Origin of the sequence: Pseudomonas sp. nanlin1 (assembly GCF_045571515.1) — a bacterium.
GTDB lineage: Bacteria > Pseudomonadota > Gammaproteobacteria > Pseudomonadales > Pseudomonadaceae > Aquipseudomonas.
This window is the reverse complement of record NZ_CP124218.1, coordinates 2,373,856-2,400,153: the sequence shown is the minus strand read 5'-3', so window position 1 is coordinate 2,400,153 and position 26,298 is coordinate 2,373,856. Positions and strand designations below refer to the sequence as shown.

18 protein-coding genes, 2 tRNA genes and 3 rRNA genes are annotated in these 26,298 nt (G+C 58.6%); 5 read left to right on the top strand and 18 right to left on the bottom strand.

Going from position 1 to position 26,298, the window contains the following annotated elements:
• Positions 1-6: 6 nt before the first annotated feature.
• The 4 genes from QCL65_RS11255 to mrdA all read right to left on the bottom strand — a co-directional run bounded on the left by QCL65_RS11255 (position 7) and on the right by mrdA (position 7,297).
• A complete protein-coding gene (locus tag QCL65_RS11255) occupies positions 7-1,365 on the bottom strand; it encodes an HlyD family type I secretion periplasmic adaptor subunit (protein WP_407316294.1) in 1,359 nt (452 codons plus the stop codon).
• Positions 1,358-3,082 carry a type I secretion system permease/ATPase gene (locus QCL65_RS11250; RefSeq protein ID WP_407316293.1) on the bottom strand — a complete coding sequence of 575 codons (1,725 nt, stop codon included), beginning with the start codon at positions 3,080-3,082 and terminating at the stop codon, positions 1,358-1,360. Before QCL65_RS11250 ends, QCL65_RS11255 begins: the two co-directional genes overlap by 8 nt.
• A 164-nt stretch (positions 3,083-3,246) precedes the next feature.
• On the bottom strand, positions 3,247-5,313 hold the full coding sequence (treS, locus tag QCL65_RS11245; RefSeq protein WP_407316292.1) for a maltose alpha-D-glucosyltransferase: 2,067 nt from the start codon (positions 5,311-5,313) through the stop codon (positions 3,247-3,249).
• 115 nt (positions 5,314-5,428) lie between these two features.
• Positions 5,429-7,297: a penicillin-binding protein 2 gene (gene mrdA / locus QCL65_RS11240; RefSeq protein WP_407316291.1), complete on the bottom strand. Its 1,869-nt coding sequence runs from the start codon at positions 7,295-7,297 to the stop codon at positions 5,429-5,431.
• Between the two features lie 284 nt (positions 7,298-7,581).
• Between mrdA and QCL65_RS11235 the strand changes: the two genes are divergently transcribed.
• The gene (locus tag QCL65_RS11235; RefSeq protein ID WP_407316290.1) at positions 7,582-8,625 is read left to right on the top strand and encodes a Rieske 2Fe-2S domain-containing protein; all 1,044 of its coding nucleotides are present in this window, start codon (positions 7,582-7,584) and stop codon (positions 8,623-8,625) included.
• On the top strand, positions 8,622-9,572 hold the full coding sequence (locus QCL65_RS11230) for a PDR/VanB family oxidoreductase (RefSeq protein WP_407316289.1): 951 nt from the start codon (positions 8,622-8,624) through the stop codon (positions 9,570-9,572). Before QCL65_RS11235 ends, QCL65_RS11230 begins: the two co-directional genes overlap by 4 nt.
• Here the strand turns inward: QCL65_RS11230 and QCL65_RS11225 are convergent.
• From QCL65_RS11225 to QCL65_RS11200, 6 genes are all read right to left on the bottom strand, one after another.
• Positions 9,567-10,289 (bottom strand): GntR family transcriptional regulator, encoded by a 723-nt coding sequence (locus QCL65_RS11225; RefSeq protein WP_407316288.1) that lies wholly within the window; start codon positions 10,287-10,289, stop codon positions 9,567-9,569. The two genes, QCL65_RS11230 and QCL65_RS11225, sit on opposite strands and share 6 nt — an antisense overlap.
• A 54-nt stretch (positions 10,290-10,343) precedes the next feature.
• Positions 10,344-11,426, bottom strand: coding sequence for an AI-2E family transporter (locus QCL65_RS11220; protein ID WP_407316287.1), 1,083 nt, complete (start codon positions 11,424-11,426; stop codon positions 10,344-10,346).
• A gap of 305 nt (positions 11,427-11,731) precedes the next feature.
• A complete protein-coding gene (locus QCL65_RS11215; protein WP_407316286.1) occupies positions 11,732-13,048 on the bottom strand; it encodes an ATP-binding protein in 1,317 nt (438 codons plus the stop codon).
• On the bottom strand, positions 13,045-13,710 hold the full coding sequence (locus QCL65_RS11210) for a response regulator transcription factor (RefSeq protein WP_407316285.1): 666 nt from the start codon (positions 13,708-13,710) through the stop codon (positions 13,045-13,047). Before QCL65_RS11210 ends, QCL65_RS11215 begins: the two co-directional genes overlap by 4 nt.
• Positions 13,710-14,012 carry a PepSY domain-containing protein gene (locus QCL65_RS11205; RefSeq protein WP_407316284.1) on the bottom strand — a complete coding sequence of 101 codons (303 nt, stop codon included), beginning with the start codon at positions 14,010-14,012 and terminating at the stop codon, positions 13,710-13,712. The genes QCL65_RS11210 and QCL65_RS11205 overlap by 1 nt, the downstream gene beginning before the upstream one ends.
• Entirely contained in the window at positions 14,012-14,320 is a 309-nt protein-coding gene (locus tag QCL65_RS11200; protein ID WP_407316283.1) for a PepSY domain-containing protein, read from the bottom strand. Before QCL65_RS11200 ends, QCL65_RS11205 begins: the two co-directional genes overlap by 1 nt.
• Positions 14,321-14,522: 202 nt before the next feature.
• Between QCL65_RS11200 and queD the strand changes: the two genes are divergently transcribed.
• Positions 14,523-14,879: a 6-carboxytetrahydropterin synthase QueD gene (gene queD, locus QCL65_RS11195; protein ID WP_407316282.1), complete on the top strand. Its 357-nt coding sequence runs from the start codon at positions 14,523-14,525 to the stop codon at positions 14,877-14,879.
• Positions 14,880-15,001: 122 nt separating this feature from the next.
• On the opposite strand, the gene rrf is transcribed toward queD, so the two are convergent.
• The 5 genes from rrf to QCL65_RS11170 form a co-directional block, all read right to left on the bottom strand.
• Positions 15,002-15,117: ribosomal RNA gene (gene rrf / locus QCL65_RS11190) — 5S ribosomal RNA — on the bottom strand.
• A 139-nt stretch (positions 15,118-15,256) separates the two neighbouring features.
• Positions 15,257-18,149, bottom strand: a 23S ribosomal RNA gene (locus QCL65_RS11185).
• Between the two features lie 245 nt (positions 18,150-18,394).
• Positions 18,395-18,470 (bottom strand) — tRNA-Ala (locus QCL65_RS11180).
• A gap of 30 nt (positions 18,471-18,500) precedes the next feature.
• Positions 18,501-18,577 (bottom strand) — tRNA-Ile (locus tag QCL65_RS11175).
• Between the two features lie 107 nt (positions 18,578-18,684).
• Positions 18,685-20,221: ribosomal RNA gene (locus tag QCL65_RS11170) — 16S ribosomal RNA — on the bottom strand.
• Together the 16S, 23S and 5S rRNA genes with 2 tRNA genes alongside form the textbook arrangement of a ribosomal RNA operon.
• Before the next feature lie 617 nt (positions 20,222-20,838).
• Between QCL65_RS11170 and rhtA the strand changes: the two genes are divergently transcribed.
• Both rhtA and QCL65_RS11160 read left to right on the top strand, forming a co-directional pair.
• On the top strand, positions 20,839-21,741 hold the full coding sequence (rhtA, locus tag QCL65_RS11165; RefSeq protein ID WP_407316281.1) for a threonine/homoserine exporter RhtA: 903 nt from the start codon (positions 20,839-20,841) through the stop codon (positions 21,739-21,741).
• A gap of 130 nt (positions 21,742-21,871) precedes the next feature.
• A complete protein-coding gene (locus tag QCL65_RS11160; RefSeq protein WP_407316280.1) occupies positions 21,872-22,150 on the top strand; it encodes a hypothetical protein in 279 nt (92 codons plus the stop codon).
• 5 nt (positions 22,151-22,155) lie between these two features.
• Here QCL65_RS11160 and QCL65_RS11155 read toward each other — a convergent pair whose 3' ends face one another.
• From QCL65_RS11155 to QCL65_RS11145, 3 genes are all read right to left on the bottom strand, one after another.
• Positions 22,156-23,964 carry an aminopeptidase P family protein gene (locus QCL65_RS11155; protein WP_407316279.1) on the bottom strand — a complete coding sequence of 603 codons (1,809 nt, stop codon included), beginning with the start codon at positions 23,962-23,964 and terminating at the stop codon, positions 22,156-22,158.
• 110 nt (positions 23,965-24,074) lie between these two features.
• Complete coding sequence (locus tag QCL65_RS11150; protein WP_407316278.1) at positions 24,075-25,496, bottom strand: FAD/NAD(P)-binding protein; 1,422 nt, start codon at positions 25,494-25,496, stop codon at positions 24,075-24,077.
• 44 nt (positions 25,497-25,540) lie between these two features.
• Positions 25,541-26,104 (bottom strand): helix-turn-helix domain-containing protein, encoded by a 564-nt coding sequence (locus QCL65_RS11145; protein WP_407316797.1) that lies wholly within the window; start codon positions 26,102-26,104, stop codon positions 25,541-25,543.
• Between the last annotated feature and the right edge of the window lie 194 nt (positions 26,105-26,298).

Below are 26,298 nucleotides of genomic sequence, written 5' to 3'. Positions count from 1 at the left end.
CCACGGTCATTCCTCCTTGAACGCGGCCAACAGGCGTTCGCGCAGCGGCTTCATCAGATAGTTCATGAGGGTACGCTCACCCGTGACCACGGTCACATCGGCCAACATTCCTGGCTTCACCTGCAAACCGGCAGCGCGCAGGCTTTCCACGGTTTCCCCGGGGATCAAAACCTTGGCCGAAAAATACGGCTGTTTGGTCTGCTCATCGATCAGTTGGTCAGCCGAAACCGTGCTGACCGTGCCGATCACCGTGGGGGTGTCGACGCGCTGCAGTGCAGTAAAGTGCACGTGCACCGGCAAGCCCGGCTGCAGCTTGTTGGCCATCATCGGCGGAAAGCGCGCGGTCACCCCCAGGGGCGCATCCAGCGGCACCACCTCCATCAGGGCCTGGCCGGCCGTGGCCACACCACCGATGGTGTGCACCGCCAGCCCCATCACCTGCCCACCCACCGGCGCCTTGAGCGCGCCGTTGCTGACTTCGAATTCCAGGGCGCGGATTTGGTCGGCATACCCCGAGGCTTCGCTGGCTACGTCACTCAACTGGGTTTCAGCGTCGCGACGAAACTCCTGTTCCTGCTGCAATGCCTTGAGCCGGCTTTCGTTGATAGCCTGCTGAGTCTTGCCGATATCGGCGATGCCGGAGGCGACCTGGCCAGCCAACTGGGCGGTATTACGCTCCACTTCAAACAGCTTGTTGCGCGGCACGTAGCCGTCCCGGGCCAACTCGCGCAGGCCGGCGACCTCTTGTTGCTGGAACTGCATCTGCGAATCGTAATTACGTTTCACCGACTGGTAGGCCTGTAGCTGTTGGCTGAGGGAAGCCACTTCGTGCTCGACGATTTTCAAACGGCTGTTGAGCTCGGCGCGGCGCGTAGCGAACAGGTTCTCCTGCAAGGCCATTGCCGCTTGAGCCCGCGGGTCGCCCGCGCGCGCCAACAGGTCAGCGGGCCATGCGATCGCTGGGCGGTTGAGGCGCTCGGCGATCAGCCGCGCTTCGATGCTACGCGCACTCAACAGCTTACCCAGGGTGACATCGAGCTGGGCTTGGGCCTGGATGGTGTTGAGCTGAATCAGCAACTGCCCTGGACTGACCAGATCACCATCGCTGACCAGGATCTTTTCCACCACGCCCCCCACCAGCGACTGCACGGTCTTGCGCTCGCCAGAGACCACCACAGTGCCGCTGCCGACAATGCCTTGGTCCAGCGGCGCGAGAAACGCCCACAGCAAGAACCCGCCAAAGGCCACGGCGAGGAACCACACGCCGTGGCGTGCCGAGCGCGAGGCGTCGGTGCTGGCTTTGGCCGGGGTTGCCGCCTGCAGGGCGCCAGGCGGCGTGACGCGCTCGGCGGAAACTTCACGCATCACGGCTAGCCTCCTGCACGGCAGTGCCTGGGGTGGGCGCTGGCATCAAGGTTTTGAGGATCTGGTCGCGGGGCCCAAACGAATGCTGCGCGCCGTTCTGCAATAGCAGGATTTTATCCACCATGCCCAACACACTGGGCCGGTGGGTGATGAGCACGACGGTGCTGCCGGCCTGCTTCAGGGCCCGCAGCGCTTGAACCAAGGCCACTTCACCGGCGTCATCGAGGTTCGAGTTGGGCTCATCGAGAACGATCAAGGCCGGGCTTCCGTAGAGCGCCCGAGCCAGGCCGATGCGCTGCTTCTGCCCACCGGAAAGGCCCAGGCCGCCCGGCCCCAACGGCGTGTCGTAACCCTTGGCAAAGCGCAGGACCATTTCATGGATGCCCGCGTAACGCCCGGCTTCAATGATCTTTTTCGAGTCCAGCTCGCCAAAGCGGGCGATATTCTCCGCCACCGTGCCGTCGAATAGCTCGATGTCTTGGGGCAGGTAGCCTAAGTGCGGGCCGAGGGCCTCATGGGACCATTGATTGATCTCGGCATTGTCTAGACGCACAGAGCCGCCCAACGCCGGCCAAATGCCAACGATGGCTCGGGCCAAAGTGGATTTGCCCGAAGCGCTCGGCCCGATGACCGCCATGACTTCGCCCTTGCTCAGCGCCAGGTTGATCCCACGCAAGGTAGGCTGCCGGGAACCCGGCGGGCCCACATGCAATTGCTCCAACCGCAAGGCACCGGTGGGCGCAGGCAGCGCCATGGGCACTTTGCGCACGGGCTGCTGCTCCAGTAACCCACTCAAACGCCGGTAGCCTTCACGGGCACCGCCGAACTGCTTCCAGGAACCGATAGCAATTTCTACCGGCGCCAGGGCACGCCCCAGCAGCAGCGACATGGCGATCATCATGCCTGCGGAAATCTGCCCTTCCAGCACCAGCAAAGCGCCCAGCCCCAACGACAGCGACTGCCCGGAGATCCGCACGAAACGGGTCATCGAGGTGATCCGCGCACTGCGGTCGCTGGCCCGCGCTTGGGCGCTAATCACCCCTTGCTGCATGGTCGCCCAGCGCTGGCGCAACGCCGGCAGCATACCCATAGCCTGGATCACCTCGGCGTTTTGCAGGGTGCTGTTGACGTAGGCCGCTGCCTTGACCGATTGCTGGTTAGCTTCGGCCAGGCTGCTGCGGGTGGCTAATTCACCCCATATCGCCAGGCCGATGAGGATCAACGCCAGTACCAGAGTCAGCACACCAAACCAAGGATGAAACAAGAACGCCACCACCAGAAAGATCGGCAGCCAAGGGGCATCCAGCATAGCGATCAAGCCCTGCCCGGTGATGAACTGGCGCAAGGTGGTTAAATCGCTGAGCACCTGCGCCGGGTTGGCATTCTGCTCTTTGAGGCTGCGCTCGAAGGCCGCGTCAAAGACCCGCCCGCCCAACTGCTCGTCAAGGCCTGCGCTCATGCGCACCATCACCTGACCGCGAATCCATTCGATCAAACCGCTGAACATAAACAGCCCGAGGGCGATCAGGGTCAGCATCAACAGGGTGGTTTCGTTGCGGCTGGTAAGGACGCGGTCATAGACCTGCATCATGTACAACGAGGGCACCAGCACCAACAGGTTAATGACGCCACTGAACAGCGCCAGTGACCAGAATACACGCCGGTAGGTCAAGAGAGCGGCATCGATATCATGCCGAGGATCGAGGAGCAAACGCATAGGGCAACGAACCAATTTTGCGAAGGGACTAAGGGGTCTGTATTGCCTGTGACAAGATCGGGGGTAAGCCCCTTCGCTACTGGTAGCGAAGTGGCTTACCCCCGATCCTTTGTCCCAAAACGTTACGAGATTAACAAGAAAGGCTGAAAGTCTATAGCCCTGGCTTACATTGCCGGATGGGCGCTGACCACCCGCAGGCACAAACCTTCATAGGGGTCGAGGGTGATGGTGAAGTCACCCGCCTCGGTCAGGTCGCCTTCAACGCGCTCGTTGATGATATCCACCACCGGGCCTGGGGTAATGCCCGGTAAATGAAGGGTCTCGACGATCGGGTCCTTGCTGAAGTTCAGCGCGGTGATTTGCGTACCGCGCCCTGCTGGTAGCTCGTGCACCATCAGCAACAGGCCTGGGTGCTCGACATCTGGCACCAGCAGTTGGCGGCTGGCGGCGATGTCGTAGGCACTGCGTACGGCGAGGATCTTCTTCAATTGGCTGGCGAATGAATCCGGCTGCTGCAATTGGCTAACCAAACTGCCATACAACGCGCGCGGGCGCGGCATGCCGCCGGCGGAGGTCTCGGCCTCCGGGTTGAGGTCGGCCAGGTCGTAGGCCCCACGATGAATCCAGCGGGTGTCACCATCGGCCATCAGGTGCGCAACTTCGTCCGCAGGCAGTGGCAACGCCCCCACCAGGTCCCAGCCCGAGAGCGCGAACACCCCTGGCTGCATGGCGTTGTACATTACCAACAACAGGTGGATGTGCTTGATTTGCTCGACATCGGCGGCAGTCAGGGTGTCGAGATCGCGAATACCCAGCGCCGCCGTGATGATGCTAGCGGTGGTGCAGGACACGCCATTGGTGACGAATTTCAGGTTGTAAGGCGCATGCTCGCCAGTCAAATGCTCGTACATCTCCTCGCGAATATGCTCGCGCAGGATATTGCCTGGGAAGGTTTGGCCTTGATAGTGATAGGTGTCGTGGGCGTGCAAGGTCCAGAAGTGCACCAGTTCCAGGGTCAATTCATCGTGGTTTTGCAGGGCATGGATCAGCGAAGCCGGATCGATGCCGAAAGCGTGCACCTGGCGCAGCATCAGCCGCAGGAACTCGGTGTTGCCGGTGAGCAGCGCATGCTGGTAGGCCGGGCGGGTAATGAAGTCATAGGAGAGGTCGGCGCCGCCGTGGGACATTGACGCAATGTCGTCGATGGTCAAGTTCAGCTCCTGGAAGCTGAAACCACCGGCCTTGCGGATCGCACCACCGAGCAACTGGTTGCCCGTGACGGACAACGGGTGGCTTTCCGACCAGGCATTGCCTTCAGGGCGCCGCTCGACCCCGAGGAAACCGTTGGCGTCCAGGCGCAGGATCCGCGCGCCCATGACATCGATGGAATGCAGGGCATCGCCAATAATCATTTGCTGCGCGGCAAAGCTGGGGTCCAGCCAGTTGAGGGATGGCTGCCCCTCTTTGAAGTAGTGCAGGTACACCCACCGCCGCGGCTTGTCATCAACGCCGACTATCACTGGCGTCACGCTCCAGTCGGTCTCCTTGACCCCCGGCTCGAAGAAAATCACCCGCTGCAACTGGCCAACGATGTAGTACTTGTCCCGCAGGATATCCACCACTTCCGGGCTCAGGTTCTGCGCATCGCGGCCTGCGGGCACCTCAGGCAGCAGGCCCCAGTCGTCTTCCTTGATCTCGACCATGTGATACAGGCCGGGATAGTCGCCGTAGGCCAGCTCCGCCAGGCGAAAGTCAGCGCCTTTACCGGTGTGCGAGGGAATGGCGTCGTCGATGACAATGGCGTTGTGGGCCGCAGCGATGCGGCTAAGCATGAGCATCTCGGCATCGGTGCCCAGAGTGGGGTCGATCTCGAAGCTTTGGCGGTCGAAGTTACCGTCGACGCTAGGCGTACGCTCCCGCCCCTTCAGCCCCCCAGACAACTTCAGCGGGCCGTTATGGATACCTTGCACACCGACTTCCGACAGCGCGTGCCAAAGCGTCTCGTCGCCCAGCGCCTGCAACACCGAGCCGCCTTCACGGGTGACGATGGAGGCTGGATAGGCGGTGAACCAAACCGATGCGATCGCCGAAGCGTCGCGCGGCCGGGCCTGGGCATACGGCCGCTGCCAGAGCCGCGCCTGCCCTGAGTAGAGCTTGGCGCGCTGCCTGGCGGCATTGAGCATGGACTGTTCTTCCAGCCATGCCACGTAGTCCTTGTCCGGCTTGGTCATACGATACTGCCTCCGCGGGGATAATAAGCGTCCCTTGTATGAGTGTGTCCGGAGGTGATGGTTGCATTGACAGCGAAACCTAGACTCAGCGGCTGACGGAGCAAGCCCTTAGGTGCTACACGTGGGGTGGGCCACTGGGTTTGAGATGACCATCGGCATCCAGTAACCAAGCGTCCATGACCTGCCGCACCACGGGCCCGGCGACCCGACCACCCGCCTCGCCGTTCTCGATCATCACCGCCACGACGATCCGCGGATGCTCCGCCGGAGCAAACCCTACGAACAACGCGTTGTCACGGTTGCGCTCTAAGGTCTTGAGGCGGTTATAGCGTTCGCCTTGCTTGATCGCCACTACCTGTGCCGTGCCGCTTTTACCGGCAATACGATACTGCGCGCCGGCCGCCGCATCGCGGGCGATACCGCGTGGGTCGTGCATCACCAATTGCATGCCATGGTTGACCTGCTCCCACTCGCTATTGTTGTGCAACACGATATTGGGCATGGGGTTTTCGTCCACTGGCGCGACGCCGCCGACTGTCTGCGCCAGGTGCGGGCGGTGCCAGACACCCTTGCTGGCAATCAGCGTGGTGGCCTGGGCCAATTGCAGCGGGGTCACCTGCATATAGCCCTGGCCGATGCCAAGAATCAGGGTTTCGCCGGGGTACCAGGCCTGGCGGCGGGTGGCGCGTTTCCACTGCGGCGACGGCATCAAGCCAGGGGCCTCTTCGAACATGTCCAGGGAAACTTTCTGACCCAGGCCGAACTGGCTCAGGTAATCGTGCAAACGCTCGATGCCCAAACGGTGGGCCAGGTCATAGAAGTAGGTGTCATTGGAACGCATGATAGCGGCGTCCATATTCACCCAGCCGTCGCCACTGCGGTTCCAGTTACGGTATTTATGATCGTAGTTGGGCAGTTCGTAATAGCCCGGGTCGAATACCCGGGTGGCGGGGGTCACGGCGCCACTGTCGAGCCCGGCAATCGCCACTTCAGGCTTGATTGTCGAGCCCGGCGCGTAAAGGCCGCGCAGCACCCGATTGAACAGCGGACGGTCGATGGAGTCGCGCAAAGCCGCGTATTGCTTGAAGCTGATCCCTGTGACGAACAGGTTGGGGTCAAAGCTGGGCTTGCTGACCATCGCCAACACTTCCCCGGTGTCCGGGTCAATGCATACCACCGAGCCGCGGCGGTCGCCCAAGGCTTTCTCGGCGGCTTCCTGAAGGTTGATGTCCAGGCTTAGGGTGATGTTTTGGCCCGGGGTCGGATCGGTGTGCTTGAGCACCCGCATGACCCGCCCTTGGGCGTTGGTTTCGACTTCTTCATAGCCCACATGGCCGTGCAGTTGCGGCTCGTAGAAACGCTCGACGCCGGTTTTACCAATGGATTGGGTGCCCCGGTACTGGACGGAGTCGAGCTGCTTGGACTCTTTTTCGTTGATCCGGCCGACGTAACCCACCGAGTGGGCAAAATGATCGCCGCGTGGGTATTCGCGGATGAATTCAGCGTCGACATCGATGCCCGGCAGACGGAACTGGTTGACCGCAATCAGCGCGATTTGCTCTTCGCTCAGCTCGTACATGAGGGTGACCGGCTCGAACGGGTGCCGTACCCGCTTGAGGTCTTTGTCGAATTGGCGGCGCTCCTCTTCGGGTAAGTGCAGGACCTCGGCCACGGTGTCGAGCACCTTGGCTGAATCACCGGCGCGTTCGCGGGTAAGGGTCAAGTCGAAGCTGGGCCGGTTTTCCGCCAGCACCACCCCGTTGCGGTCAAAGATCAGCCCGCGTTCCGGCGCAATCGGCAACACATGTACGCGGTTATTTTCCGAGACTGTGGAGTTGTAGTCGAACTGCAACACCTGCAAGACATAGAGGCGCCCCACCAAGGCCAGACACAAAATGATAACCAGCAGCGCGCAGGCAATCAGCCGGCGGTTGACCAGGCTTTGCTCCTTGTCGTGGTCTTTGAGGGGGATGGGTTGCGGCATGGGCATCGCTCGGAAAAAAACGGAAAAGCCATAGGCAAGCCTACAGCGAGCGCGATGGTACCCAATGCACGGCGTCAGGCTCAAGGCCGGCAGAACGCCTCATTGAATCAGTGGATCCATAATAAGCGCGGCTGAGTGATAACGCGCCAGCACATCATATTCACCAAACCCATTTTCTACGCCGTATCCGCTGGTCAACTGATTATATAATTCACTTGATTAACTATTATTTTTGAGCACTAATGGATCCATAGAAAAACAAAAACCCGATGAGGACCTGGCTTATGTATCCAAAAAACACTTGGTATGTTGCGTGCACACCCGATGAAATAGCCGGCAAGCCACTCGGCCGGCAAATCTGTGGGGAGAAAATCGTTTTCTTCCGTGGGCCTGATCAACAGGTCGCTGCCGTCGAAGACTTCTGCCCACACCGCGGCGCTCCCCTGTCCCTGGGTCGGGTGGAAGACGGGCAACTGGTCTGCGGCTACCATGGCCTGGCCATGGGCTGCGATGGCAAAACCGCAGCCATGCCCGGTCAGCGGGTCCGCGGCTTTCCCTGCAACAAAACCTATGCGGCAGTGGAACGCCACGGCTTCATCTGGGTCTGGCCAGGTGATCAGGCCCTGGCCGATGCCACCAGCATCCCCCATTTGCACTGGGCCGAGAGCGACGAGTGGGCCTACGGCGGCGGGCTTTACCACATCGCCTGCGACTACCGCCTGATGATCGACAACCTGATGGACCTGACCCACGAAACCTATGTGCACGCTTCCAGCATCGGCCAAAAGGAAATCGACGAAGCCGCGCCGACCACGGCTGTAGAGGGCGATCATGTCGTCACTGCCCGGCACATGGAAAACATCATGGCGCCGCCGTTCTGGCGCATGGCGCTGCGCGGTAACGGCCTGGCCGACGATGTGCCGGTTGATCGCTGGCAGATCTGCCGCTTCAGCCCACCGAGCCATGTGCTGATCGAAGTCGGCGTGGCCCACGCCGGCAAAGGCGGCTACCACGCGGATGCCCGGGACAAGGCGTCAAGCATCGTGGTCGACTTCATCACCCCGGAAAGCGACACTTCGATCTGGTATTTCTGGGGCATGGCACGCAACTTCAACCCGGGCGATACCGCGCTGACAGCGACCATTCGTGAAGGCCAGGGCAAGATTTTCAGCGAAGACCTGGAGATGCTCGAACGCCAGCAACAGAACTTGCTGGCGTATCCACAACGTAACTTGCTCAAGCTCAATATCGATGCCGGGGGCGTGCAATCACGGCGCATCCTCGAGCGTCTGGTGGCCGCTGAGTTGGGTAAGGAGCAGCAGCCATGATCTCGGTCATCGTCACCGCCTGCCACGCCGAAGCCGAAGGCATCCAGAGCTATGAGCTGGCCCGGGCCGATGGCACTGCCCTACCCCCTTTCACCGCGGGGGCGCACATTGACGTGCAGCTCGCCCCGGGCCTGGTGCGCCAGTACTCGTTGTGCAACCCACCCCATGAACACCACAGGTATCGTATCGGGGTACTCAAAGACCCCGCCTCGCGCGGTGGCTCCGTGGCCATGCATGGCCTCCAGGTGGGCGCCGAACTCAGTATCAGCGAACCGCGAAACCTCTTCGAACTGGCGCGTGAAGCCCACCACAGCCTGTTGTTCGCTGGTGGTATCGGCATTACCCCAATCCTGTGCATGGCCGAGCACTTGGCGCACCAAGGCAAGCCCTTCGAACTGCATTACTGCGCCCGCTCACAGGCCCAGGCCGCCTTTTTACCGCGCCTACAGGCTGAGCGCTTTGCCGGGCGCACTTATCTGCATTTCGACGACCAGCCCGGTACCGGCCTGGATACGCCGCAGGTGCTCGCCGACCCGGCGCCCGGCTCGCACCTTTATGTGTGCGGCCCTGCAGGGTTTATGGCCCATGTTCTGCAAAGCGCAGAACAGCAAGGTTGGCCGTCCGCCAGCCTGCACCGCGAGTACTTCAGCGCCGCGCCGGTGCCGCAGGGTGTCACCGAGGGTGCCTTCCAGGTCAGGCTGGCGCGCAGTGGCGAGGTGTTCGACGTGCCGGCGGACCAAACCATCGTGCAGGTACTGCGCGAACACGGCTATGAAATTCCGGTGTCCTGCGAACAAGGTATCTGTGGCACCTGCTTGACCAAGGTACTGGACGGCATTCCAGAGCACCGCGACCTTTACCTAAGCGAGGACGAGCAGGCGCAAAACGATCAGTTCACCCCTTGCTGTTCCAGGGCCCGGTCACCGCTGTTGGTACTGGACCTATGAACCATCGCTCGCGTCGCGGGTGATCACGCGCACTTGCTCACTGTGCCGGCTGTCGAAGATTTCGGCGTAGCGCAGGGTCGCATTGGCATGTTCGCGCATGATCGCTTCGGCGCGAGCACCCTGGCCGTGCACCAGTGCATCCACCACCGAATGGTGTTGCAGGTGGGCGTAATTGAAGCGCCGGTATTCGCGGCTCAAGTTCTCGCAGTCAACGGCCAGGGCGCTCACCGAAGCAAAAGGAAGGTGCGCATTGCGCGCCAGGGCGCTGGAGATGGCTGGGTTGCCGCTGGCATCGATAATCACTTGGTGAAAGCGCATGTTGAGGTCGTGGTAAAGGGCCAGATCGGCCTCACTGACAAAGCCTTTTTCGAACAGTGCATCACCCTGGTCCAGGCACTCGCGCAATTGCTCAATGGCCTGGCCAGAGAGGCCGCGCTCAGCCGCCTGGCGCGCGGCAAGGCCTTCCAGCACGCCGCGGACTTCAATCGCACCGGCGATGTCGTGAGCATCCACTGATCGCACTTGATAGCCGCGAGCACCAAAGCGCACCAGCAGCCCCTCTTGCTCCAGGGTACGAAAGGCGATGCGCACCGGCGTGCGCGACACGCCGAGCAGATCAGCCGTAGACACTTCGAACAAACGCTCCCCGGCACTCAGCTCACCGGAGGCGATCATTTTGCGCAGGGACACCAGCACCCTTTGGCCAGGCTTGCTCATGGGACAGATCCAGACATCAGTGGCAGGCATGGTACCTGCCACTGATGCCGCATACTAGGGCAAACGCGGGCGGTCTGCTGGCAGGCGAACTTGCTGCTTGGTACTGACGAAAATTCCCCAGCTGGACATGAACAATGCAGCAATCAGCGGCCCGATCACAAATCCGTTCAGGCCGAACACGGCCAGACCACCCAAGGTCGAAACCAGGATCAGGTAATCAGGCATGCGCGTGTCTTTGCCAACCAGGATCGGGCGCAGCACGTTGTCGACCATGCCAATCACCAAAATGCCGAAGGCGCTGAGAATTACCCCGTCCCAGATCGCTCCGCTGAGCAAGAAGTACGCCGCCACCGGTGCCCAGACAATGCCTGCGCCGATAGCGGGCAAGAGCGACAGTAAGGCCATGAGCACCGCCCACAACAACGCGCTCGGGATGTCCAGAACCCAAAAGATAAAGCCCCCCAAAGCCCCTTGAGTGACGGCCACTAACAGGTTGCCCTTGACGGTGGCACGCACCACCCGGTTGAACTTCAGCTGCAGTCGGCGCTTCTGCTGTTCAGCGAGCGGCACAGCGATGCGAATGCGTCGGACCAAGTCCGGGCCGTCGCGCAGAAAGAAGAACAGCAGGTACAACATGATGCCGAAGCTGACAATGAAATCGAGGGTGCCCTGGCCAAAACTAAAGGCTTGGGTAGCGAAGTATTGGCTGCCCTGCATGGCCCCTTTGGTGATCTTGTCACGCAGGCCCTCAAGGTTGCCCATGCCAGTACGGTCGAGCAGATGCTGGAAATAACTGGGCAGCGCGTGCTTGAACTCTTCCAAGTAGTTGGCGATGTCCAGCTCCCCACTTTCGACGTTCTTGTACAACAGCGCGCCTTCCTGAACCAACAAGGCGCTAATGATGATCACCGGCAGGATCGCGATGACTAAGCAGGTGGTCAGCGTAATCAGTGCAGCCAGGTTGCGTTTACGTTCTAACTTGAGCATCAGCCGGCGCTGCATCGGCGCAAACACAATGCCCAGGATCACCGCCCAGAACACTGCACCGTAGTAAGGCAAGAGTATCCAGATAAACGCCAGGGTGACCAGGATCAGTAGGATTAGCAGGGATTTGTTTTGCAGGGTGGTTTCGTTCATGTCCGATCCGTGTCTTGAGGTCAACAGGGCCAGTACTTGGCCCTGTTGCTTAGTCCTCCTAACAGCGGACGAGTTTAAACCGATTGTAATAAACCCCTCAGATACGGAATTGCCCCACTAACTGGCCACCGCTGAAGTTTTGTGGTGTCGGGGAATTTGTATTTGCAGGGGCAAGAGCTCGGGGGCAAGACCCCCTCCTACGGTCAGCGAAATTTTCAAATTTGTCGCCAACTGTAGGAGGGGGCTTGCCCCCGAGCTCTTCGTTACAGCCACGCGCACACCTTCAGCGGTAGACGCATCCCCGGTCAACCCCGCTGCGGCAAGCGCACCTCTACCCGTAGCCCGCCCAATGGGCTTTCGGCCAAGGTCAGCGAGCCGCCGCAACTGTCGACGATGTCCCGCACGATGCCTAGCCCCAGGCCATGGCCGTCGACCTGCTCGTCCAAACGAGAGCCACGGCTGAGCACTTGCTCCCGCGCACTGGGCGGGACGCCCGGACCATCGTCGTCGACCCACAAAAGATAATTGTCGGGCTGCTCGGCAATGGTCAAGCGTACCTGCGCGTCCGCCCATTTACAGGCGTTGTCGAGCAGGTTGCCGAGCAGTTCCAGCAAGTCTTCACGGTCCCACGGCAAGCGCAAACCGGGCGTGACAGTGTGCTCCAGGTTCAGGTGGTTACCGTGCAGCATGTCCAGGGTCGCGAACAGCCCAGGCAGTTCTGCGTCGCAATCGAACTGCATCCCGGGCAGCGAGTCACCTGCCAGCCGAGCGCGGTTGAGTTCGCGGCTGAGCCGCGCTTGAATCTGTTCCAGTTGCTCGCGCAGCAGCCGCGAGACTTCCGGCTGGCCCGCCAGACGTTCACTGCCGGCGAGACTAAGCAGCACCGCCATAGGGGTCTTCAGCGCATGCCCCAGGTTACCCAGGGCGTTACGCGAGCGCTTGAGGCTGTCTTCGGTGTGGCTCAATAGATGGTTGATTTGCGCGACCAACGGCTCCAGCTCAACCGGCACCTCGCTGTCGAGCTGTGAGCGCTGGCCCTGCTGCAACTGAGCGACTTGCTCGCGCGTGCGCTCCAGCGGCCGCAACGCGCGTTTGACGGTCACCCGCTGCAAAATCAGGATTAGAATCAAAGCGCCCAAGCCAATGCCCATGCCAACTTGCTGCATGCGGCGGAAGCTGTCGCGTACGGGGGTGTAGTCCTGGGCGACGCTGATGGAAATCGGTTGCCCTAAACGCCGGTAGTCGGCGCGCAGCATCAGCAGTAGTTGACCTTCAGGCCCTAGTTTGAGGTCAGCACGCAAGCCCGGATGCTCCGGCCTGGGCATATCGAGGTCCCAGAGCGAGCGCGAGCGCCAGTGCCCATCCGGGAAATCAATGCGAAAGTAATGGCCTGAAAACGGCCGCTCATAGCCGGGTGATATACGCCGTTCATCCAACTGCAAGCCTTGCGGCCCCCGGACCAAAGCGACCAGCAGGTTTTCGCTTTCATTGCGCAAGCCAGCTTCGAGGTAACGCTGCAGGCCCACTTCGAACAACCACAGGCTCAGTTGTGCGACAGCAAGCCCAATGACCACCAGTACACTGATCAAGCCAATGCTCAGGCGAGCCTGAATGGATTTCACGCGGCGCCGCCGAACATGTATCCCTGGCCACGGCGGGTTTCAATGACCTCACGGCCAAGTTTACGCCGCAGGTGGTTGACATGAACTTCCAATACATTGGAGTCACGCTCGCTTTCACCGTCGTATAGATGCTCAGCCAAATGGCTCTTGGAGAGAATTTGCCCCGGGTGCAGCATAAAGTAACGCAGCAAGCGAAACTCGGCCGCTGTGAGCTGAGTGTCGACGCCGTTCTGGCTGACGCACTGTCGGCTCTCGTCCAGGTGCAAGCCTGCCGACTCCAAGCGTGGCTGATTGACCATGCCACGGGCGCGGCGCAACAATGCCTGAATGCGCAGCTGCAACTCTTCGGGGTGGAAGGGCTTGGTCAGGTAGTCATCGGCCCCTGCCTTTAACCCCTCGATACGTTCGGCCCAAGAATCGCGGGCGGTGAGAATAAGGACCGGCACCGCCAAACCGGCAGCTCGCCATTGCTCCAGTACTTCCAGCCCTGGTAGTCCAGGGAGGCCTAGGTCGAGAACAATCAAATCATAGGGCTCGCTACTGCCCTGATAGACCGCGTCCCGGCCGTCGGCCAACCAGTCCACCGCATAGCCCTGCCCCTTGAGGCTGCCCATGAGCTCATCGGCCAATGGCACGTTGTCTTCTACCAGTAACAGACGCATTAATCGTCTTCCTTGTCTTTCAGTACTTTACCGGTGGCGGCGTCGAGTTCGATTTCACGGACTCTGCCGTCCACGGTCAATAGTTCGACTTCATAAGTGTAAACATTGTGCTCCAGCTCCAACTCCGCCTCCAGTAGCCGGGAGCCTGGGTAGAGGTCAGTAGCATGTTTGACCAGTTCTTCAAATGGCAGAATGACGCCCTTCTGGCGCAGCCGCAGAGCTTCGTCCTGGTCCAAGTCGCGGGCACTGGCTAAAGAACAGATAGCCAGCAGGCCAACGATCAATAAGCGGCCTCTGCGCATTAGTGGTCCTGATGATCCTTGACCACTACGCCCGTGACAGCGTCGACCTCTACGTCCCACTCAACGCCCTGCTGGTCGCGCAGCTCCACTTGATACATGTATTTACCATAGTTCTCCTCCAACTCGGTGTCGCCGACGGTTGCACCAGGGTGTTTGGCCAGGGCCGCAGCGTTGAGTTTTTCGAACGACAAGATAGTACCAGCGTCGCGTAACTTGAGGGCCTGGTCAGGCCCTAGGTCTTTGGCATTGGCCAGGCCGGCGGTCAGGCTAAGGGTGGCGATGGCTATCATTGCAGTCAGGCTTTTCATTGGGTGTCTCCATGGGTGGATAAGTTGTATAGGATCCACAATACCCATGTCGACTTAATTGAAGCTGAAATCAATTACTGCCAATCATAACTCAATTCTGGCGCAGGCCTTTAATAGCGCAGATCTGACCGGGCGGGCGGCCCAGCGCGCGTTGCCGAGGTGGTAAACTGTTTGCTGGCACGTCATATCGAGTTAAAAATACGTGGAAATTTATAAAGAGTTCACTTTCGACTCCGCTCACCGCCTGCCTCACGTACCAGAGGGGCATAAATGCGGCCGGTTACACGGGCACTCGTTCAAGGTTGCCCTCTACCTGAAAGGCCCGGTGGACCCGCACACGGGGTGGATCCGAGACTATTCGGAGATCAAAGCGGTTTTCAAGCCGATCTATGAGCAACTCGACCACAATTACCTGAACGATATACCCGGCCTGGAAAACCCCACCAGCGAAGTGCTCGCAAAGTGGCTGTGGGAGCAGGTCAAGCCACTATTGCCGGAGCTCTCGCGCGTTCGAGTGCACGAAACCTGCACCAGCGGCTGTGAGTATCAAGGCGACTGACACGCACAGTCAGCGCCCTCCAAAGCCACCCTTGCGGTGGCTTTTTAGCAACTGGAAAATGCCCGAAAACCAGAAAAACAAAACCCCCACCTGCCTACGCAGATGGGGGTTTCGGAATTTAATCTTGACGATGACCTACTCTCACATGGGGAAACCCCACACTACCATCGGCGATGCATCGTTTCACTACTGAGTTCGGGATGGGATCAGGTGGTTCCAAGGCTCTATGGTCGTCAAGAAATTCGGGTACCGATGCGCTTACGCGTCTCGGCAAATCAGGTGTGTGATATCGGTGGTTTGTGAGTGCAAATTTTCGGACTCTGCAGTCTTCACAACACCGCAATCCGCTCTCTCGAGTCAAATTGCTTGGGTGTTATATGGTCAAGCCTCACGGGCAATTAGTATGGGTTAGCTCAACGCCTCACAGCGCTTACACACCCCACCTATCAACGTCGTAGTCTTCGACGGCCCTTTAGGGAACTCAAGGTTCCAGTGAGATCTCATCTTGAGGCAAGTTTCCCGCTTAGATGCTTTCAGCGGTTATCTTTCCCGAACATAGCTACCCGGCAATGCCACTGGCGTGACAACCGGAACACCAGAGGTTCGTCCACTCCGGTCCTCTCGTACTAGGAGCAGCCCCTCTCAAATCTCAAACGTCCACGGCAGATAGGGACCGAACTGTCTCACGACGTTCTAAACCCAGCTCGCGTACCACTTTAAATGGCGAACAGCCATACCCTTGGGACCGGCTTCAGCCCCAGGATGTGATGAGCCGACATCGAGGTGCCAAACACCGCCGTCGATATGAACTCTTGGGCGGTATCAGCCTGTTATCCCCGGAGTACCTTTTATCCGTTGAGCGATGGCCCTTCCATACAGAACCACCGGATCACTAAGACCTACTTTCGTACCTGCTCGACGTGTCTGTCTCGCAGTCAAGCGCGCTTTTGCCTTTATACTCTACGACCGATTTCCGACCGGTCTGAGCGCACCTTCGTACTCCTCCGTTACTCTTTAGGAGGAGACCGCCCCAGTCAAACTACCCACCATACACTGTCCTCGATCCGGATAACGGACCTGAGTTAGAACCTCAAAGTTGCCAGGGTGGTATTTCAAGGTTGGCTCCACGCAGACTGGCGTCCACGCTTCAAAGCCTCCCACCTATCCTACACAAGCAAATTCAAAGTCCAGTGCAAAGCTATAGTAAAGGTTCACGGGGTCTTTCCGTCTAGCCGCGGATACACTGCATCTTCACAGCGATTTCAATTTCACTGAGTCTCGGGTGGAGACAGCGCCGCCATCGTTACGCCATTCGTGCAGGTCGGAACTTACCCGACAAGGAATTTCGCTACCTTAGGACCGTTATAGTTACGGCCGCCGTTTACCGGGGCTTCGATCAAGAGCTTCGCTTGCGCTAACCCCATCAATTAACCTTCCGGCACCGGGCAGGCGTCACACCCTATACGTCCACTTTCGTGTTTGCAGAGTGCTGTGTTTTTAATAAACAGTCGCAGCGGCCTGGTATCTTCGACCGGCATGAGCTTACGGAGCAAGTCCTTCACCCTCACCGGCGCACCTTCTCCCGAAGTTACGGTGCCATTTTGCCTAGTTCCTTCACCCGAGTTCTCTCAAGCGCCTTGGTATTCTCTACCCAACCACCTGTGTCGGTTTGGGGTACGGTTCCTGGTTACCTGAAGCTTAGAAGCTTTTCTTGGAAGCATGGCATCAACCACTTCGTGTTCTAAAAGAACACTCGTCATCAGCTCTCGGCCTTAAGATCCCGGATTTACCTAAGATCTCAGCCTACCACCTTAAACTTGGACAACCAACGCCAAGCTGGCCTAGCCTTCTCCGTCCCTCCATCGCAGTAACCAGAAGTACAGGAATATTAACCTGTTTTCCATCGACTACGCTTTTCAGCCTCGCCTTAGGGACCGACTAACCCTGCGTCGATTAACGTTGCGCAGGAAACCTTGGTCTTTCGGCGTGGGTGTTTTTCACACCCATTGTCGTTACTCATGTCAGCATTCGCACTTCTGATACCTCCAGCCAGCTTCTCAACTGACCTTCACAGGCTTACAGAACGCTCCTCTACCGCATCATCCTAAGATGATACCCGTAGCTTCGGTACCTGGTTTGAGCCCCGTTACATCTTCCGCGCAGGCCGACTCGACTAGTGAGCTATTACGCTTTCTTTAAAGGGTGGCTGCTTCTAAGCCAACCTCCTAGCTGTCTAAGCCTTCCCACATCGTTTCCCACTTAACCAGGATTTTGGGACCTTAGCTGACGGTCTGGGTTGTTTCCCTTTTCACGACGGACGTTAGCACCCGCCGTGTGTCTCCCATGCTCGGCACTTGTAGGTATTCGGAGTTTGCATCGGTTTGGTAAGTCGGGATGACCCCCTAGCCGAAACAGTGCTCTACCCCCTACAGTGATACATGAGGCGCTACCTAAATAGCTTTCGAGGAGAACCAGCTATCTCCGAGCTTGATTAGCCTTTCACTCCGATCCACAGGTCATCCGCTAACTTTTCAACGGTAGTCGGTTCGGTCCTCCAGTTAGTGTTACCCAACCTTCAACCTGCCCATGGATAGATCGCCCGGTTTCGGGTCTATACCCAGCGACTAAACGCCCTATTAAGACTCGCTTTCGCTACGCCTCCCCTATTCGGTTAAGCTCGCCACTGAATATAAGTCGCTGACCCATTATACAAAAGGTACGCAGTCACAGAACAAGTCTGCTCCCACTGCTTGTACGCATACGGTTTCAGGATCTATTTCACTCCCCTCTCCGGGGTTCTTTTCGCCTTTCCCTCACGGTACTAGTTCACTATCGGTCAGTCAGTAGTATTTAGCCTTGGAGGATGGTCCCCCCATATTCAGACAAAGTTTCTCGTGCTCCGTCCTACTCGATTTCATTGATAAGAGATTTTCGCGTACAGGGCTATCACCCACTATGGCCGTACTTTCCAGAACGTTCCGCTAATCTCAAACCAACTTAAGGGCTGGTCCCCGTTCGCTCGCCACTACTAAGGGAATCTCGGTTGATTTCTTTTCCTCAGGGTACTTAGATGTTTCAGTTCCCCTGGTTCGCCTCTTGTACCTATGTATTCAGTACAAGATAACCATCTTATGATGGCTGGGTTCCCCCATTCAGACATCTCCGGATCACAGTCTGTTTGCCGACTCCCCGAAGCTTTTCGCAGGCTACCACGTCTTTCATCGCCTCTGACTGCCAAGGCATCCACCGTATGCGCTTCTTCACTTGACCATATAACCCCAAGCAATCTGGTTATACTGTGAAGACGACATTCGCCGAAAATTCGCACTTGCTCCTGAGAGCAACTCACAAATTTTACCTTAGCCTGAACACCACCAGTGAAAGTGGCCTTCAGTCTATACTTCTATCACACACCTAAATTTTTAAAGAACGATCTAGCCAAAGACTAGAAATCAACATTCAAGCACCGGTTTGGTGGAATGCTCATTTCTAAGCTCTATAACACGAAGCAGTAATGGTGGAGCCAAGCGGGATCGAACCGCTGACCTCCTGCGTGCAAGGCAGGCGCTCTCCCAGCTGAGCTATGGCCCCGTATAACTACAGGCATTTCCCACACAAAATTGGTGGGTCTGGGCAGATTCGAACTGCCGACCTCACCCTTATCAGGGGTGCGCTCTAACCAACTGAGCTACAGACCCAATTTCGAGCTTGTAGCTTTGAGCCAGGCTTAAAGCTGCTTCTATCGTCTTCTTCAATGAATCAAGCAATTCGTGTGGGTGCTCATGAAACAGCTGAGTCTGTCGATTAAGGAGGTGATCCAGCCGCAGGTTCCCCTACGGCTACCTTGTTACGACTTCACCCCAGTCATGAATCACACCGTGGTAACCGTCCTCCCGAAGGTTAGACTAGCTACTTCTGGTGCAACCCACTCCCATGGTGTGACGGGCGGTGTGTACAAGGCCCGGGAACGTATTCACCGCGACATTCTGATTCGCGATTACTAGCGATTCCGACTTCACGCAGTCGAGTTGCAGACTGCGATCCGGACTACGATCGGTTTTGTGAGATTAGCTCCACCTCGCGGCTTGGCAACCCTCTGTACCGACCATTGTAGCACGTGTGTAGCCCAGGCCGTAAGGGCCATGATGACTTGACGTCATCCCCACCTTCCTCCGGTTTGTCACCGGCAGTCTCCTTAGAGTGCCCACCATAACGTGCTGGTAACTAAGGACAAGGGTTGCGCTCGTTACGGGACTTAACCCAACATCTCACGACACGAGCTGACGACAGCCATGCAGCACCTGTCTCAATGTTCCCGAAGGCACCAATCTATCTCTAGAAAGTTCATTGGATGTCAAGGCCTGGTAAGGTTCTTCGCGTTGCTTCGAATTAAACCACATGCTCCACCGCTTGTGCGGGCCCCCGTCAATTCATTTGAGTTTTAACCTTGCGGCCGTACTCCCCAGGCGGTCAACTTAATGCGTTAGCTGCGCCACTAAGAGCTCAAGGCTCCCAACGGCTAGTTGACATCGTTTACGGCGTGGACTACCAGGGTATCTAATCCTGTTTGCTCCCCACGCTTTCGCACCTCAGTGTCAGTATCAGTCCAGGTGGTCGCCTTCGCCACTGGTGTTCCTTCCTATATCTACGCATTTCACCGCTACACAGGAAATTCCACCACCCTCTACCATACTCTAGCGTGCCAGTTTTGGATGCAGTTCCCAGGTTGAGCCCGGGGATTTCACATTCAACTTAACACACCACCTACGCGCGCTTTACGCCCAGTAATTCCGATTAACGCTTGCACCCTCTGTATTACCGCGGCTGCTGGCACAGAGTTAGCCGGTGCTTATTCTGTCGGTAACGTCAAAACACTAACGTATTAGGTTAATGCCCTTCCTCCCAACTTAAAGTGCTTTACAATCCGAAGACCTTCTTCACACACGCGGCATGGCTGGATCAGGCTTTCGCCCATTGTCCAATATTCCCCACTGCTGCCTCCCGTAGGAGTCTGGACCGTGTCTCAGTTCCAGTGTGACTGATCATCCTCTCAGACCAGTTACGGATCGTCGCCTTGGTGAGCCATTACCCCACCAACTAGCTAATCCGACCTAGGCTCATCTGATAGCGCAAGGCCCGAAGGTCCCCTGCTTTCTCCCGTAGGACGTATGCGGTATTAGCGTTCCTTTCGAAACGTTGTCCCCCACTACCAGGCAGATTCCTAGGCATTACTCACCCGTCCGCCGCTGAATCAGGGAGCAAGCTCCCTTCAACCGCTCGACTTGCATGTGTTAGGCCTGCCGCCAGCGTTCAATCTGAGCCATGATCAAACTCTTCAGTTCAATACTGCATGGGTTTTGTAAAAACCCTAAACTTGGCTCAGCAATCGCAAACTCGAACCCGAAGGATCGAGGTAACTCTTTGATTTCTCGTGGAGTTCTTGTGATGCTGATAATCTAGTTGACATCAGTCTGAGCTCACAAGCACCCACACGAATTGCTTGATTCAGTTGTTAAAGAGCGGTGGGTTGATTCTTTCGTCTCAACCGAGGCGCGCATTCTACGCTAGCCTTGCATCTTGTCAAGCGTTTATTTTGAAGTTTTTCCAGAGAATCTCTAGCAACTTCAACCACTTGACCGCTTCGATCACTCGTTAGCGGGAGGGGAATTCTACAGCGTTTCAAACCGCTGTCAACCACCTTTTTAAACCGCTTTCGATCAACTCATCGAAACCCTTCGTAGCGCAGCTTATTACCACTCCACTTGAGATAAAGCATTGATTCTCAAGGAGTTTTCCGTTTCGACTGCGCCGGAAGTGGGGCGAATTATAGACAGCTGAGCGAGGGCGTCAAGGGATAATTCCGGTTTAATCCTAAAAATTGATCCTGCGCACTATATTGCTCAGCCCGCCCTCGTGCGATCATTATCGCCCTCTTTCCTTTAATAAAGACTGCCGCTCCATGCATACCTTAACCAAACCCGCGTCGCGGGGGCTGGCTTCAGCCCTGGTACCTGTTGCCATGCTATTGATTGCCATGATCTCTATTCAAACGGGAGCAACCCTGGCCAAAAGCATGTTTCCAGCGGTCGGCGCCCAAGGCACCACAACCCTACGCCTGCTGTTCGCCAGCCTTATTCTGCTAATCGTATTGCGCCCCTGGCGAGCCAAACTGACACGACAGTCGCTGCGTACGGTGGTGATCTATGGCATCGCCCTGGGCTGCATGAACCTGCTCTTCTATATGGCACTGCGCACCGTGCCGCTGGGAATTGCCGTAGCGCTGGAATTCACCGGCCCTTTGGCAGTGGCCTTGTATGGCTCACGGCGAAAGCTCGACCTATTGTGGATAGCCTTGGCAGCTGTTGGCCTAATGCTACTCATGCCCGCTGGCGCCACCCAGGCTGCGCTAGACCCTACAGGCGTCGCCTACGCACTGGGCGCGGGTGCCTGCTGGGCGCTCTACATTCTTTATGGGCAAAAAGCCGGTGAAGACAACGGCGTGCAAACCGCCGCCCTGGGCGTAATGATCGCCGCTCTCGTCATTACTCCCGTGGGCATTGCCCATGCGGGCAGCGCTTTGCTGTCCCCGGCATTACTTCCAGTTGCCTTGGCAGTGGCAATTCTGTCCACTGCCCTTCCCTATAGCCTGGAGATGTTTGCCCTGACCCGTATGCCAGCGCGTACCTTCGGCACCTTGATGAGCATGGAGCCTGCAGTCGCGTCGCTTTCGGGCCTGCTTTTTCTTAATGAAGTGCTGTCTGTGCTGCAATGGATGGCGATCCTGGCGATCATCTGCGCCTCGATCGGTGCAACCCTCACCATGCGGCCGGCGGTGAGCGCCTCCCCCATACCGGCCGATTGAAACTTATTGGATACATGTAGGAAGGGTCTGGTATTTATTGCACAATTGAGCGATGTTAAAGCCTGCATTGGCCTGGACATGGATTAGCCAATGCAGGCTCCCGACTTCCTTAGCGGCAATAAGGGTAACAATGAAGTACCTGATCATCTTGATGGCCGTGCTATTAATGGCTGGCTGCGCAGCCACCGCTCAAACTGAGTACAAACGCGGCAAGAAAGGCCTGCACATTAATTGCTCTGGTTTGTCTTCATCCTGGAACAAATGCTATGCCCGCGCGCAAAAGTCCTGCGAGAACGGCTACAAAGTCATAGCCAAGTCTGGGGACGGCGTTGAAGACCCAGGCGATTACCCTTTTGGCATCAACCCCGCCGGCTACACCAGTCGTAGCATGATCGTCGTCTGCCGCTAATCGCCTCACACGGGCCGGGTGCGCTCCAACAGCCAACGCGTCGCCGCCTCACCAAGCAAGGGTGCCACGCGCTGCTCGACCATTTGATGGTATTCGTTAAGCCACTCACGCTCGGCCTCGTTCAGCGCGGCTATGTTCAAGCACCGCGTGTCGATCGGGCACAGCGTCAGGGTTTCGAAGCGCAGGTACTGACCGAACTCAGAGCCGCCAGCCACCTGGTTCAAGACCAGATTCTCAATACGCACTCCCCAGCGCCCAGGGCGATAAGTGCCGGGCTCGATTGATGTGATCATGCCAGGCTGCATAGCCGTTTGAGCCAAGGCTTGCGCCTGGTAGGCGATGACCTGCGGGCCCTCGTGCACATTAAGGAAATAACCGACGCCATGACCCGTGCCGTGCCCGTAATCGACGTGGTCCGCCCAGATCGGCGCGCGCGCAATGGCGTCCAACAATGGCGATGCGATGCCTTTGGGGAAATGGGCGCGGGATAAAGCGATAACACCTTTGAGCACCCGCGTGCAGTCATCTATTTGCTCATTGGACGGCATACCGATGGGCACCATGCGCGTGATGTCAGTCGTGCCGCCAAGGTATTGGCCGCCGGAGTCGATCAGCAACAGGCCGTTACCCTCGATGCGCGCGTGGGACGTCTCGGTCGCACGGTAGTGGGGCATGGCACCATTGGCGTTGAAAGCCGCAATGGTGGCAAAGCTTGGCGAAACAAAACCAGGACGACGAGCCCGCTGTGCCGTCAGCAGTTCATCCACACTGACTTCGGTAAGCACCTCACCCCGCGCCTGCGCCGCTTCGAACTCCGCGAAAAATTCGCATAGGGCCGCCCCGTCCTGCTCCATGGCCTGCCGAATATGTGCGGCGTCCGCAGCGCTTTTGCTCGCCTTGAGCAGGGTGCTGGGGTTCAGCGCCTCGACACGCTCGACCGCCGGGGAAACATGCTGCAAAAGCCCCAACGTGACCCGTGCTGGGTCAAGCAGCAAACGGCTGCCTGGTGGCAACTGCGCCAAGGCCGTGCCGGCCTGCGCGTAATCCAATACCTCGACACCCTCTTCAGCTAGCTGCACTGCTAGATCGGCCGGTATCTTGCCAGAGCCCACAAACAGAGAGGCGCGGGTTTCACCCACCAACGCGAAGGCCAGAAAAACCGGATTATAAGAAACATCGGAGCCGCGCAGGTTGAACAACCAAGCTATGTCATCCAATGTCGCCAAGAAGTGCCAGTCGGCTCCGTTGGTGCGCATTCGCTCGCGTACTTGACGCAACTTTTCGCCGCGTTCGAGGCTAGCGTAAGGCGCACAGTGCTCATAAACCGTGGCGCCAGGCAAAGCGGGGCGCTCCACCCAAACGCCATCGAGTGGATCACGGTCGGCACGCAGGGTCAGCCCCCTGGGCCGCAGCTTTTCTTCCAACTGGCGAGCGGAAGCCAGCGACATGGCGGCACCATCGACAGCCACCACCCCACCTTCGACCACCTCGCTACCTAGCCAGTCGAGCGGCCCCGGCTGGCCGGGGAGCAATTTCATCAGGTCGATCCCCGAGCCCGCTAACTCAGTTTGAGCCTGTTCCCAATAACGGCTGTCAGCCCACAAGCCCGCTACCTCAGCGGTCACCACCAAGGTGCCCACCGATCCGTGGAACCCCGACAGCCAGCGGCGCCCCTGCCAATAGCCAGGCAGGTATTCGGACAGGTGCGGATCGGCCGAAGGCACTAGCACCGCATCGATACCGTCTGCAAGCATCTTGGCGCGCAGGCGAGCGAGACGCTCGACTGTTGTGGATTCGCAGTGCTGCATATTCATTGGGGCTCCTGCTGCAAACGGTGATGATTTTATTGGCCTCGATAATGGAACAGCGGACCGCACTGGGCAACCGTGCGCGCCACTGGATGTCCGTAGTTGTCGCATTGGCGCTACTCATCGTGATCCAGCCGCAGCAAATGCCTGGCTAACGCTTTGGCTTGCAGGGCAACGTCGGTGACCGCAGTACTTTCCCACCACATGCCGCGCAGGGGCGGCCCCAGGGCAAACAGCCGGTGAGAGGCGCGACCGTCCGAGCCAATCAGCGCGCCATGGGTGTCGGCGAGCACCCCCAAGGCCAATGGACCGGGCTGGACCAGCCCACGCGCCAGCAATTGCTGGGGCAAAGGTTGACGAACTCGGCGCCAGTCGTACTCGATCCCGCTGGAATTGATCAGCGCGTGCCCTTCCCGTCGACACACCTGGCAGTGGCCGCGCAACTGCACGTCAATGGCAACGCCTGTGCCTTGTTTGGCGCTAAGCCCCCGGTAAGCACCGGCCTGCACATGCAGGCGGCCGCCGCCCAGCAAGCGTTCTATAAGCGCCGCGCCCTGGGGCGGGGAACGGTGATGGTGGCTCTCCCACCAGGGTCGAAGGTGGCGAACGAACTGGCGTTTGTGGCGTTCACTAGCCTGACTCCACAACCGACCAATGTGCACACGTACTGTGTCCAGCGGCGCTTGCCAGTCAATGCCGGCCGCTTGGGCCAGGCGACACTGAGCGCGTAAGGCTCGGGACAGTTGCAGAGGCGTCGCCAGGGCCGGGGCAGCGGCGAGAAAGTCCGGCCATGCCGGCGGCTGTCGGCGAACGTGGGGGAGCAATCCATGCCGCGAGTACACTTCTATAGGCCCCCGATGCCCGGCTTGATCGAGGGACACCAGAGCATCGACCATGGTCAAGCCCGAGCCGATGATCAATACCCGAGCATCAGTGGGCAAATCGGCCATCGCCGCGACATCCCAGGGGTCAATCGCCACCTGGTTGAGCCCACTGGTACTCTGCTGGGCAGTACGGGCCGCTGCATACATGCCTGTTGCAAGAACGGCGAGGTCCGCCGTCAAGGTGCGCCGGTCAGCCAGATCCACCTCGACACCCTCGGCAGAACAGCGAACGTCCACCGCGTCGGCACGGACATGCTCAAGCGTGGACCCCTGACCAGCCCCCTGGGCTACAGCTTCGGCCAAGCGTTGCCGCACGTAGTCACCAAAATAGCCACGCGGCACGAACAGCTCCGCAGTAGGCACCGCCTGGCCATGGGCCTGGGGCCAACCACCCTGCCCCAGCCAGCCTTCGAGCCACTCGGTCAGGTCGTTGGGGTCGTCGGGCTCGACGCTCATGCGCGCGGCATTGCCATTAAGCGTATGCCCGAGTTCACTGGCACTGTAGGCCTCGCCGCGGCCCAGCTCCGAGCGACGCTCGATGATGCGCAGCCGCCGTGCGCCCGGCAGGCGCAGTAGTTGGATCGCCAGCAGGCTACCGCTCAGGCCCCCACCGATTATCAGGATATTTTGCGCAACCTTTGGGGTCACGGGCATGGTGTCGCCTCCACGGTGGTTCGCCTCTTGGTCCGCCTATCTATTCAAATCACCACATTGCGTACGAAGCGCGCGGCGCAGGCACCATCATTGCGGTAGCTATAAGGTTGATCGCTGGGGTAAACGAAAAAATCACCCGGCCCAAGTACACGACGCTGCTCGGCCAACTGCACGGTCAGTGCACCTTCGAAAACATACAGCTGCTCACTCCAGCCCTGGGCATCGGCTTGCGAACAATACTCTTCGCCAGGTTCCAGTCGCCATTCCCAGAGTTCCACCTCACGGCTGGCCGCGGCACTGGCCAACAGCACCGCGCGGCTACCGGCAATCGCACCGGCCCAGGCCAGCTCGTTGATGCGCGTGCGGTCCGGTTGTTCAGGAGCTTGCACCAGTTCGCTGAAAGCGACATTGAGCACGTCGGCGAGGCGGTCCAGAGTAGTCAGGCTGACGTTACGCTCACCTGCCTCAATCGCCACCAGCATGCGCCGGCTGACTCCAGACTTTTCACACAGCTGGCTCTGGCTCAATTGCGCTGCGAGCCGCAGGCGGCGGACGTTCTGACTGACATGCCGGAGAACTGAGCCGCGCGAGCCGGTGTCTGTACCCATGGGCGTACCTCGTTGGCGACTGGATAAGGCGACGGCGGGCGCGATGATGGCCAGGGTAAGGTCGATTCCGCCGCCGCGGTAAAAGCTTGTCATAAAAAAACCCGCGGATACGTCACCCCAGAGGGATTCTGCCACAGGTTGCGGCTTGGTGATCGTCGATGTGCACCGTATGATCGTTTGATAAATTCCCGCAG